9 protein-coding genes and 1 tRNA gene are annotated in these 12,139 nt (G+C 58.6%); 4 read left to right on the top strand and 6 right to left on the bottom strand.

Annotated features, from left to right (window positions below):
• Positions 1-112 precede the first annotated feature (112 nt).
• The 4 genes from ABIA48_RS13975 to ABIA48_RS13960 form a co-directional block, all read right to left on the bottom strand.
• Entirely contained in the window at positions 113-334 is a 222-nt protein-coding gene (locus ABIA48_RS13975) for a helix-turn-helix domain-containing protein (RefSeq protein WP_429489364.1), read from the bottom strand.
• Between the two features lie 98 nt (positions 335-432).
• Complete coding sequence (locus ABIA48_RS13970; RefSeq protein ID WP_429489362.1) at positions 433-1,332, bottom strand: hypothetical protein; 900 nt, start codon at positions 1,330-1,332, stop codon at positions 433-435.
• Between the two features lie 9 nt (positions 1,333-1,341).
• Positions 1,342-2,577, bottom strand: a complete 1,236-nt coding sequence (locus ABIA48_RS13965) for a tyrosine-type recombinase/integrase (RefSeq protein ID WP_429489360.1) — start codon at positions 2,575-2,577, stop codon at positions 1,342-1,344.
• Between the two features lie 168 nt (positions 2,578-2,745).
• Positions 2,746-2,822, bottom strand: a tRNA-Arg gene (locus ABIA48_RS13960).
• 349 nt (positions 2,823-3,171) lie between these two features.
• Between ABIA48_RS13960 and gabD the strand changes: the two genes are divergently transcribed.
• From gabD to ABIA48_RS13945, 3 genes are all read left to right on the top strand, one after another.
• Positions 3,172-4,614, top strand: coding sequence for an NADP-dependent succinate-semialdehyde dehydrogenase (gene gabD, locus ABIA48_RS13955; protein ID WP_277533448.1), 1,443 nt, complete (start codon positions 3,172-3,174; stop codon positions 4,612-4,614).
• Between the two features lie 198 nt (positions 4,615-4,812).
• Positions 4,813-6,090: a 4-aminobutyrate--2-oxoglutarate transaminase gene (gabT, locus tag ABIA48_RS13950; RefSeq protein ID WP_429489358.1), complete on the top strand. Its 1,278-nt coding sequence runs from the start codon at positions 4,813-4,815 to the stop codon at positions 6,088-6,090.
• 128 nt (positions 6,091-6,218) lie between these two features.
• Positions 6,219-7,433 (top strand): HDOD domain-containing protein, encoded by a 1,215-nt coding sequence (locus ABIA48_RS13945; RefSeq protein WP_429489357.1) that lies wholly within the window; start codon positions 6,219-6,221, stop codon positions 7,431-7,433.
• 125 nt (positions 7,434-7,558) lie between these two features.
• Here the strand turns inward: ABIA48_RS13945 and ABIA48_RS13940 are convergent, their stop codons facing one another.
• The gene (locus tag ABIA48_RS13940) at positions 7,559-8,548 is read right to left on the bottom strand and encodes a GGDEF domain-containing protein (RefSeq protein ID WP_429489355.1); all 990 of its coding nucleotides are present in this window, start codon (positions 8,546-8,548) and stop codon (positions 7,559-7,561) included.
• A gap of 281 nt (positions 8,549-8,829) precedes the next feature.
• Positions 8,830-10,014 carry a delta-9 fatty acid desaturase DesA gene (gene desA, locus ABIA48_RS13935; protein ID WP_429489353.1) on the bottom strand — a complete coding sequence of 395 codons (1,185 nt, stop codon included), beginning with the start codon at positions 10,012-10,014 and terminating at the stop codon, positions 8,830-8,832.
• A 147-nt stretch (positions 10,015-10,161) separates the two neighbouring features.
• On the opposite strand from desA, the gene dibA reads away from it, so the two are divergent.
• A complete protein-coding gene (gene dibA, locus ABIA48_RS13930; RefSeq protein WP_429489351.1) occupies positions 10,162-12,102 on the top strand; it encodes a phosphodiesterase DibA in 1,941 nt (646 codons plus the stop codon).
• Positions 12,103-12,139: the final 37 nt, after the last annotated feature.

Genomic DNA, 12,139 nt, shown 5'->3' with positions numbered 1-12,139 from the left:
GATGGCTCAAGCATCTCTAGTACTGGGGAAGAACGAAACGCCATGGCACTGTAGCGCCGCAGGCTACAAGGTGTTCTTGTTTGCCGATGCGTTAGGGGAAGGGTGCTTGCCATTACTTGCTGCTCCCTTCAGAACACTGCAATTGGGATTGCAGCCAATTGCGTATGTCCTGCTCGCGGTAGCGGACTAAACGGCCGATTTTCACATAGGGGAGGCCGTGGCGACCGGTACTGCGCCAGGCAGCAAGCGTGCGGATAGATACGCCCAGTGCGAGTGCCGCATGCTCGGGCGTCCAGAGGTTAGTGATGCGTGTTGTGGGGCTTGGAAGATGCATTCTCGACTCCGTAGGTGCAGTTTTCGACTACGGAGCGAGGATGCCAATGGGATGTGCCTGGAGGGGGGGTATTCCGATTTCTGATTTCGGAAAAACAGTCAGTTTACTTCTCGTAGGGCGGCGCTAAGCAGCTTCTGGAATCCATCACCTTTGAAGCCGTGGCCTTCGTGCCTAAGTTCTTCTGCAATGTCGGTTAAGGTCCTGGCAATCGCTGCGACATTGGGGGACGCGCCCCGGGTGTAGCCTCTACGGTGGCTCGGTACACTCTCACGGGCGTCGAGTTCAGTGCCTAGCTTGGCAATTAAGTGTGTGGCGAGTCCCAAGGCTCGCAACAAAGGTTCGGCGCGTTTATCGGTGGACGCAGATTTAGATTCTGCTGTTGCACTTGAATCTGGGTAGCTAAACCACTGTACGGAGGTACGAGCTCTAATTAAGCGTTGCTCAATGCCGACTACATAGGCGGATTCAAGCAGTAGGCTGTGGGGTCGCTGAGGCATTGGAAGGGGCAGGTTCTTGCTCAGTTGCTCCATATCCGCGATGTGAATAAGCGTCTGGAAGCTTCCAGAAGACATACTAACTGGCCGGTCGTTTTCGTCGATTCGGTAACAGCCATACAGCTCCGGCTTGTCGTGGAAAGCGGAAATGCCGATAGGCGACACATGATTAGCTTGAACTGTACTGTGAAAAAACTCGTACTGTTGAAAAGGGACAGGACCGTCCACCAAGCAAACAATTTTACTTTGCTCCAGATCCAGGCCGGTAGGCGACTCAGCCATCGGCTTCAAACCGGGCAGCTCTTGATGCATTGCATTTGGTTGCATATGAAGAGTAAACACGCCTATCTCGGCCCCGTCAGTTGGCCAGTAGTGAGCGGGTAATCGTGCGGTCATCACGGCGCGAGCGATTGCATCGGCACTGAAATGTTTACCGGTGGCGTCCGTAAGCCAAGCTGCTGCTTCAGCAAATGTCAGCCATTCCTTGAATAGATAGTCAGGCATCTGAATCCCTTAGCCTTTAGTTTGGAAGTCGACTGTCACGACATTGCCGCGCTCGAGTTTGTCCAGGTGATCCGCATACCACTGCATCATCTGTTTACGCTGCTCGAGGTAAATAGCTTTGTTGTACACCCCGGCTACACCTCCCTCGACGTGCGCAAGCTGGGCCTCCACGTGCTCCCGAGGGAAGTTGTGCTCGCGTAGGGTGGTTGACGCTATATGCCGAAAACCATGGCCAGTCTGGCGGCCCTCATATCCCATACGACGCAGTGCCATATTAAAGGCCATGTTGCTGCGAGCTTTCTTGTGATCGCTGCGACCAGGAAATAGGAGCGGGTAACGGCCACTGAGAGCATGCAATTCACGTAGAGCCTCGACTGCTTGGCGCGAAAGTGGCACCAGGTGATCTCGGCGTTTCTTCATGCGCTCGGCCGGAATACTCCAAAGGGCGTTATCGAAATCAATCTCTGCCCAAGGCGCTTCGCGCAATTCAGTAGGCCGCACGCCGGTTAATGAAAGTAGGCGCAGGCCGAGTCGAAGATCTGGAGCGTGAGGGTAAGCGCGGATCGCTCGCAGTAATTCGGGTAAATCCTTGGAAGTTACGTGGGCATAATTTTCGGCTGGCTTGGACTGCAGGAATCTGTTGAGACCTTCCAAGGGATTGTGAATGGCCCTGCCGGTCACGCGTGCTAGGTCGTAGATCTCTTTGCAGGAACGGCGAACTCGACTCATCTGTTCGAGAATGCCCTTACGCTCCAGCGACTGTAGGAAGTCCATCCACTGCTTCGGCGTGATCTCGGTATATGGCCGCTTGCCGAAGACGGGAAAGACGTGCAGCTCGAGTGCACCAACGTTGCGCGTGGCGGTACTGGTTTGCCAACCAGGTGTTCGAATTTCTATCCACTCCCGGGCTAAAGCTTCGAACGTGTTGGTCGCTGCCGCAAGCTCGGCGGCCTGGCGGGCCTTTTTATTGGCGAGAGGGTCTTCACCTTGGGCGATCTCCTTGCGTAGGTCGCTCGCCTTCTTGCGTGCTAATGCGCCACCTACCTGCGGGTAACCGCCTAGTCCGAGCCAGCTCCACTTGCCAGCCTGGTTTTTATAGCGAAGCTGCCAGGATTTCTGGCCATCTGGCTTCACTCGAAAGTACACACCGTTGCCATCTAACTCACGAAACTCGCGGGTTTCGGGTTCGATGCTTGCCAGCGCGGTATCGCTGAGTGGTCTGCGTTTGATTTCTGATCGCTTCACTTCCGTGTATCCCATCAGTTCTAAGAGTTCATAGGGATACACCCTAGGATACAGAGGGCAAAGATATAAGGGGATATGAGTAGAGACAACCAGAAACAACAAAGCCCGCACGGGGCGGGCTTTGCGGGGTGTTTCGTAGACATCGGGAGATAACTAGAAACATCTATATGGTGCACCAGGCGGGATTCGAACCCACGACCCCTGCCTTCGGAGGGCAGTACTCTATCCAGCTGAGCTACTGGTGCAATGCGGGCGCCATGATACTCATATGCGCTGCGGGCGTCCATGCTGCTGAATCGCCTACGTTTATTACAAGCGTAACGGGCGTTTGCTACGTTGATCAGAAAAAATGGGCAAAAGCGTCGTTTTCGTTCTTTTTTTCGAACAGGCTATTGTCCTTTACCCCCTTTGATCCTAGGATTCGTTTGAGATTTCAAACGCTCTTGTCTGGGTGCTGAACCGCACGAGTTCAATCAGTGCGCTATTTATGTGCTTCAGCCCGGTGAATGATTTCCCTGACGGCAGCCTATTGAGGCGCCTTTCTACAATCATAATTTGCTCCGTATTGTTACGGTGCTGTTAAGGAAAGCCGACATGCAGCTTAAAGACAGCCAGTTGTTCCGCCAGCAAGCCTTCATCGATGGCGCATGGGTTGATGCGGACAATGGTCAGACGATCAAGGTCAACAACCCGGCAACAGGCGAAATTCTGGGCACCGTGCCGAAAATGGGCGCGGCCGAAACCCGCCGTGCCATCGAAGCTGCTGACAAAGCGCTGCCGGCCTGGCGTGCACTGACCGCCAAAGAACGTGCGAACAAGCTGCGTCGCTGGTTCGAGCTGATCATCGAGAACCAGGACGACCTGGCTCGCCTGATGACCCTGGAACAAGGCAAGCCATTGGCCGAAGCCAAGGGCGAAATCGTTTACGCCGCGTCCTTCATCGAATGGTTCGCCGAAGAAGCCAAGCGCATCTACGGTGACGTGATTCCGGGCCACCAGCCAGACAAGCGCCTGATCGTGATCAAGCAGCCTATCGGCGTAACCGCTGCCATCACCCCGTGGAACTTCCCGGCTGCGATGATCACCCGTAAGGCTGGTCCAGCACTGGCCGCCGGTTGCACCATGGTCCTCAAGCCTGCTTCGCAAACTCCATTCTCCGCCTTCGCCCTGGCTGAACTGGCCCAGCGTGCCGGCATCCCGGCTGGCGTGTTCAGCGTGGTGTCCGGCAGTGCCGGCGACATCGGCAGCGAGCTGACCAGCAACCCGATCGTGCGCAAGCTGTCCTTCACCGGTTCGACCGAAATCGGTCGTCAACTGATGTCGGAATGCGCCAAGGACATCAAGAAAGTGTCCCTGGAACTGGGCGGCAACGCACCGTTCATCGTGTTCGACGACGCGGACCTGGATAAGGCTGTCGAAGGCGCGATCATTTCCAAGTACCGCAACAACGGTCAGACCTGCGTCTGCGCCAACCGCCTGTACATTCAGGATTCGGTCTACGACGCGTTCGCCGAGAAGCTGAAAGTGGCTGTGGCCAAGCTCAAGATCGGTAACGGTCTGGAAGCAGGCACCACCACTGGCCCGCTGATCGACGAAAAAGCCGTGGCCAAGGTGCAAGAGCACATTGCTGACGCTGTTTCCAAAGGCGCTACCGTACTGTCCGGTGGCAAGTCGATGGAAGGCAACTTCTTCGAGCCGACCATCCTGACCAACGTGCCGAATAATGCTGCCGTGGCCAAGGAAGAAACCTTCGGCCCACTGGCTCCGCTGTTCCGCTTCAAAGACGAAGCCGACGTGATCGCGATGTCCAACGACACCGAATTCGGTCTGGCCTCGTACTTCTATGCTCGCGACCTGGGTCGTGTGTTCCGTGTGGCAGAAGCCCTGGAGTACGGCATGGTCGGCGTCAACACCGGGTTGATCTCCAACGAAGTCGCGCCGTTCGGCGGCATCAAGGCCTCGGGCCTGGGCCGTGAAGGCTCCAAGTACGGCATCGAAGATTACCTGGAAATCAAATACCTCTGCCTGGGCATCTAAGCTCGAAGGTATAAGCCGGGAAGGCATTGCTTGAAACGCAAAGGGCACGAGAGCGCTGTCCCTTTGCGTGCGTAAAACCGGAATTTTCTCTGTGGTCGGGAAAGCTGTGGCAGTCGATCATCGCATGCTGCCTTAGTTACCTCCCCACCGCTTAATCCTTGAACCACGCCGACCGATGAGCGGCGAATGAGGAATGTAATGAGCAAGACTAACGCTTCTTTGATGGCCCGCCGTACCAATGCAGTTCCACGTGGTGTTGGCCAGATTCACCCGATCTTCGCCGAGTCCGCGAAGAACGCGACCGTGACCGACGTTGAAGGTCGTGAGTTCATCGACTTCGCCGGCGGTATCGCCGTGTTGAACACCGGCCACGTGCACCCGAAAGTTATCGCCGCCGTGACCGAACAGCTGAACAAGCTGACCCACACTTGCTTCCAGGTGCTGGCCTACGAGCCGTACGTGGAAGTGTGCGAAAAAATCAACGCCAAGGTGCCAGGTGATTTCGCCAAGAAAACCCTGCTGGTGACCACTGGCTCCGAAGCCGTGGAAAACTCCATCAAGATCGCCCGTGCCGCCACCGGCCGTGCCGGCGTGATCGCGTTCACCGGCGCTTACCACGGTCGCACCATGATGACCCTGGGCCTGACCGGTAAAGTCGTGCCTTACTCGGCCGGCATGGGCCTGATGCCAGGCGGCATCTTCCGCGCGCTGTACCCGAACGAACTGCACGGTGTGAGCATCGACGATTCGATCGCTTCCATCGAACGCATCTTCAAGAACGACGCCGAGCCGAAAGACATCGCTGCGATCATCATCGAGCCGGTTCAGGGCGAAGGCGGTTTCTACGTCGCTCCAAAAGAGTTCATGAAGCGCCTGCGTGCCCTGTGCGACCAGCACGGCATCCTGCTGATCGCTGACGAAGTACAGACTGGCGCTGGCCGTACCGGTACTTTCTTCGCCATGGAACAGATGGGCGTTGCTGCCGACCTGACCACTTTCGCCAAATCCATCGCTGGCGGCTTCCCGCTGGCCGGTGTGTGCGGCAAGGCCGAATACATGGACGCCATCGCTCCAGGCGGCCTGGGCGGCACCTACGCCGGTAGCCCGATCGCTTGCGCCGCGGCCCTGGCCGTGATGGAAGTGTTCGAAGAAGAGCACCTGCTGGATCGTTGCAAAGCTGTTGGCGAGCGTCTGGTGACTGGCCTGAAGGCCATCCAGGCCAAGTACCCGGTGATCGGCGAAGTCCGTGCCCTGGGCGCGATGATCGCTGTCGAGCTGTTCGAAAACGGCGACAGCCACAAGCCAAACGCTGCCGCTGTGGCATCGGTTGTGGCCAAGGCTCGCGACAAGGGTCTGATCCTGCTGTCCTGCGGCACTTACGGCAACGTTCTGCGCGTCCTGGTACCGCTGACCTCGCCGGACGAGCAACTGGACAAAGGCCTGGCGATCATCGAAGAGTGCTTCTCCGAGCTCTGATGTGATCTGATCCACAAAAAACCCGCTTCGGCGGGTTTTTTTACGCCCCTTGAAACACATCCCGCGCATTAGCGCTGTATCGAATGGCCGGTATTGGCTAAGGTTCCGGCATTGCCAGGGAGAGCTGTATGACGACTGTCATTTTACCCGCGGTTCCGAGAGTCCTGATCGCCGAGGCCGACCCCTGGTCCCGGGATCTGCTCAAGGAAGTGTTGTTGAGCGTACGCTGCGATGCGCGGCTGGATTTGTGCGCCGATGGTCAGCAAGCGCTGGAGCTGTTGGCGGCCAACCCCTATGACCTGGTGATCGCCGATTGGGAGTTGCCTGGCGTCGATGGCCTGAATGTCCTGCGCAGTATTCGTCAGCGCAAACGCAATCCGCCGCTGTCCTTTATCCTCATGAGCAGCCGCAACGACAGCGCCAGTGTGCGTGAAGCCTTGCCGCTGGCGCCGGCCGCGTACCTGACCAAGCCCCTGAACATGGAAAGCCTGACCCAGCGCCTGCAGGCTCTGTTGCTCAACGCCGGTGAAGAGGTTTCGTGCGAAGTACCGTTGCTGGCGCCGGGCATGACATTGCCGGTGTATCTGGAACGTCGACGCGAATTGGCCGATGGCGCACCGCTGATGACCGACGTGCAGGTGGCGGTCAAGCGCAGCCTCAACCCCAATGGCCTTGATCTGACGGTACTGGAAGACGAAATCCGTACTGACCCGCAGGTTACCGCTGTACTGATCGCCGCGGCCAACAGCGCGGCCCAGCACCACGGTGCCGCTGTGCAAACCCTGTCCCAGGCGCTGCATCGCCTGGGCACCGGGCAGAGCATGAACCTGATTCTCGGGTTGGCGCTCAAGCGCAGTGCCCGGCTCAGCGATCCGCAATTGGCCGACTATGCCGAGCGTTACTGGGATCTGTCGCTGCACACCGCCGAATACGCCCGGACGCTGGCGCGCCTGCTCGATCTGGATCAGGAGCGCTGCTATTGCGCGGGTATGTTGCATCGTCTCGGCGATCTGGCGTTGCTGCGCTGTTTGCAGGAATGGAAACAGGCCGGTGGCGAACTGGACGAGTTAGAGGAAGTGGGTGAAGCGCTGGCCGAGTATGGTGCGGCCTATGGTTCGGCCCTGCGCACGCGCTGGCGCCTGCCGCTGGAGTTGCGGGAGCTGATTGCGGCGGCCTACCAGCTCGGTGGCGGGGTTTACTCCCGCGAAGCATTGGTGATGAACATGGCGGCGCAGATGGCGCGCCTGACTGAGCATGAGGGCATCGAAGAGCTGGCAAAGAGCCGGACGGCGCGGTTACTCAAAATCGGCTTGCCTGAATTGATGCGCCTGCGCAAAAAGTAAGTTTCACGCAATTCCCTGTGGGAGCGGGCTTGCTCGCGAAAGCGGAGTGTCAGTCGACATAAAAGGTGACTGACGCGGCCCCTTCGCGAGCAAGCCCGCTCCCACATTGGTTTTGTGGTGGCCTGTCAGGCAGTGACAATCCGGTTCTTGCCTTCACGCTTGGCCTGATACATCGCTGCATCCGCCCGGGAAAACAGGTTCTCCACGTTTTCGTCTTTGGCGGTAAGGCTGGTCAGGCCCTGGCTGACGGTGATGCCGAACGACAGGCCTTCATGGTTGAAACTCAATTGCTGTATCTGCCGTTGCAAGCGTTCAGCCACTTGCAGGGCCATCTGTGGCGTACAGCCGGGAAACACCGCTGCGAACTCCTCACCGCCAATGCGCCCGAACAGGTCGCGACGGCGCAACGCTGCGCGGCCGCTTTCGGCAATGCGTTGCAACACGTTGTCGCCTTCCTGGTGACCGTAGGTGTCGTTGATCGTTTTGAAATTATCGATGTCCAGCATCAGGAACGACAGCGGCTCGCCCTGTTGCCGGGCGTATTCGAACGCGCGGTGAGCGCATTCGAAGAAATGACGGCGATTGCTGCTCTGGGTCAGCGCGTCGGTGGTGGCCAGGCGATGCAGCTCGGTTTCCATCTGCTTCTTGTCGGTGATGTCTTCGGCGATGCCGACGATGATCACCGGTTGACCCGGCTCGGCCTGGCGATTGATGAAGCATTTGTCGCGGAGCCAGCGTACTTGGCCGTCGGCGGCAATGATTCGATACTCGCGGTCTTCCACGGCACCTTTGTCCAGTACTTCGGCCAGGCTGCGTTCGGCATAATCCAGGTCGTCAGGGTAAATGCTGTCGCGCCATTGATTGCAGTCGGCCAGCAGCAGATCGGCCGAGCGGCCGAAGATCCGTTCATAGGCGGGGCTGACGTAAAGCACCCGGCGCGATTCCCAATCGAATGCCCACAGCACCGCGTTGACGCTCCCCAGCAAGGTGCTGAACAACTGTTCGCGTTCGCTCAGGCGTGCGACTTCGCCCTGGGCTTGCATCAGCGCCAGCAGGGTTTGCGCGGCCTCGGGCCAATGGGGCGCAGATGAGTCTTGCAGGTTTTTTGGGGCCATCGACACAAATCTCAAAGGGCATGCCGCGAGTTCGATAGCGGCCAACACCAAGCCCGCCGGGATGGCGAAGTGTCTTTGAGATAGGGGTTTTTGGATGAAGTTCCCGCCATTTGTGGCGAGGGAGGCGGCTCCCGCCGGGCGGTATTGATGACGCGATTTTTCGGCCAGGCCACAAACCTATGTGGGAGCGGGCTTGCTCGCGAAGGGGGCGTGTCAGTCGAAATAAAAGGTGACTGACACGACCCCTTCGCGAGCAAGCCCGCTCCCACAGGTTTTGTGGCTCAGACGGTAGCAGGGCGCAGGGAGTAGGTTTTCAACTGGTCGGCGAAGTCGCGCAGGGATTGAATCCCGCTGGCTTCGGCTTCGTGTACCCAATCCTTGATGGCCGCCAGCATGTCGTGACCATTTGAGCTGGTCTTGACCCAGATCTGCTGCAGGGCCAGGCGTTTCTCGTAAATTACCTTCAGCGCCTGACTGTGCTCGAGCATGTTCTGGATGCGCACGTGGTGTTTGTCATCCAGCAGGCTGGTCTCCCGCGAAAGCAGGCGTTTGGCCCGGTGGAACTGGTGACGTACCGAGTGATCGACCTTTTCCAGCTCTTGCTTGACCAGCGGGCCGATCACCAATTTGCGGTACTGGGCCATGATCTGGAAGCGGTTGTTGAGGATCGCCATGGCGGTGTCCATGTCCAGGTTGCCCTTGCCTTCGACGCGATGGGCAATCGGCGCAACCCGTTGAACCTTGGCCAGGCGCAGGAAGCTGAAGACTTTGATCCATGCCCAGCCCAGGTCGAATTCCCACTTCTTCACCGACAGTTTTGCCGAGTTAGGGTAGGTGTGATGGTTGTTATGCAGTTCTTCGCCGCCAATCAGGATGCCCCACGGCACCAGGTTGGTCGCCGCATCGCGGCATTCGAAGTTGCGGTAGCCGATGGCATGGCCCAGGCCATTGACCACGCCGGCGGCCCACACCGGGATCCACATCATCTGGATAGCCCAGATGGTGATGCCGATGGTGCCGAACAGCAGCAGGTCGATAACGCCCATGATCGCGATGCCCAGCAGCGGGAAGCGGCTGTAGAGGTTGCGCTCGATCCAGTCTTCGGGGCAGTTCTTGCCGTAGATGCGCAGGGTCTCGGGGTTTTCCGCTTCGGCGCGGTACAGCTCGGCGCCTTTGCGCAGTACGGTGGACAAACCCTTGATGACCGGGCTGTGCGGATCATCGACGGTCTCGCATTTAGCGTGATGCTTGCGGTGGATGGCGGTCCACTCGCGGGTGTTCTGCGCCGTGGTCAGCCACAGCCAGAAACGGAAGAAATGCTTGAGGCCCCCATTCAGCTCCAGAGAGCGATGGGCCGAGTAACGGTGCAGATAGACCGTGACGGCAATGATTGTGACATGGGTCATCAGCAGGGTGACTGCTACCAGTGACCAGGGCGACAAGCCAAGAAAACCTTCGTACCACATAGGCTATAGGGCCCTCGATAAAGAAAAAAACAGCCGTTGCATTATCACTAAGCCCACACAGAAAACCAGTCGCCCTTTCAGATAAGAGTGGCTGGATGTGTCTTTAAACTATAATTCCAACCTTTTTGTAGGGACATGGATCGCCGGATGTCTGCCACCTATCGTGATGCCTTGCGCACAGCGCTGCTCTATCTGTTGCTTTCTGTGATTTGGCTGCAGATCAGTGGCTATTTATTGAACAGTTTCTTCGATAGCTCCGTCGAGCGACTGCGATGGCAACTGATCAACGGTTACGTTTGGGGGCTATTCAGCGCCGGGTTGATCTTCATTGTCCGGGCGCGGCTGTTGCGATGCCTGGGGATCGGCGCCACTTTGCACGAGCGCAGTACCAACCGCGAGCGCCTGCGCCAGGCGGCTGCGGTGTTCGACTGCACCCGCGAAGGCGTGCTGGTCACCGATCGGGAAGGCGTGATCATCCATGTGAACCGGGCGTTCATGGAAATCACGGGCTACGGGAGTGAGGACGTGCAGGGCCAGCGGCCCGACATGTTCAAGTCCGGACGTCATCCGCCCGATTTCTATCGGGCGATGTTCGCCGCGCTTGAAAGCACCGGGGAGTGGAGCGGGGAAATCTGGAACCGGCGCAAAAGCGGCGAGATATACCCGCAATGGCAGACGATCCGTCTGATCCACGACGACAACGGCCAGCCGAGCCAGTTCGTGGCGGTGTTTTCCGACATCAGTGCGATCAAGAACTCCGAACACGAGTTGATGTACCTGGCGCACCACGACCCGCTGACCGACCTGCCCAACCGCCTGTTGTTCACCGACCGCGCCGAACAGGCCCTGGCTTCGGCGCAGGTTCACAAGCGTGGTTGCGCGCTGCTGATGATCGACCTCGATCACTTCAAGATGATCAACGACAGCCTCGGGCATAGCGTTGGCGATCAGTTGCTCAAGGCTGTGGCCGAGCGCCTGGGCGCCATGTTCGGCCCGGGCATCACCCTGGCGCGCTTGGGCGGGGATGAGTTCGCGGTACTCGCCGAAAGCTGTCCGCAACTGGTTCAGGCCGCTGCGTTGGCCCAGCGGATTATCGATGGCCTCAAAGAGCCGTTCCTCATCGATGGGCACCCGCTGTTCATCAACACCAGCATCGGCATCAGCCTGTTCCCCAGCGATGCCTTGAGCGTCGAGCAGCTGCTGCGTAATGCCGACTCTGCGCTGTTCAAGGCCAAAAGCACGGGGCGCAATGATTATGCCCTGTACACCGAAGAGCTGACGGCCCACGTGCAGCAACGAGTCGAGATCGCCTTCGAATTGCGCCGCGCCCTGGACCGGCAAGAGTTGCGGGTTCATTACCAGCCGGTTCACGACCTCAAGACCAGCCGCCTGATGGGTGTCGAGGCGCTGGTACGTTGGCAGCATCCGCAGCGGGGATTGGTGTCGCCGGCGGAATTCATTCCGGTCGCCGAACGAACCGGTCTGATCGCCGAAATCGATGCCTGGGTCATGGCGCAGGCGTGCCGGCAGATGTGCCTGTGGCAGCAGGACGGGGTGGTGCTGTCGTTTGTTGCGGTCAACGTATCTTCACGGCTGTTCGCCCGTCGTGAGTTGTATCAGCAGGTGGCGCAGGTGCTGCGCGAAACCGGGCTGGAGCCGGCCTTTCTGGAGCTGGAAGTGACCGAAAGCGCGGTGATGGAGGACCCGGAAGTCGCACTGGAGCAGATGCATCGGTTGCGCGAGTTGGGAGTACGCCTGGCCATCGACGACTTCGGCACGGGTTATTCATCGCTGTTGCGACTCAAGCGCCTGCCGGTGCAAAAACTGAAAATCGACCAGGGCTTCGTGGCCGGGTTGCCGTGGGATGACGACGATGCGGCGATTTCGCGGGTGATCATTGCCCTGGCACAGAGCATGGGCATGCAGGTGCATGCCGAGGGAATCGAGCAGGTTGAGCAGGCGGCGTTTCTTCTTGAACACGGTTGCGATCTGGGGCAGGGCTACTGGTTTGGGCGACCGGTGCCGGCAGGGCAGTTGAACTGGGCTCATGCGCCGGTGATCGGAGCAGTTACCTCACCGCCTTGCTGATACACAAAACCTGTGGGAGCGGGCTTGCTCGCGAAGG

The sequence above is a fragment of the Pseudomonas sp. S30_BP2TU TE3576 genome, from assembly GCF_050436025.1.
GTDB lineage: Bacteria > Pseudomonadota > Gammaproteobacteria > Pseudomonadales > Pseudomonadaceae > Aquipseudomonas.
This window is presented reverse-complemented; position numbering and strand designations above follow the sequence as displayed.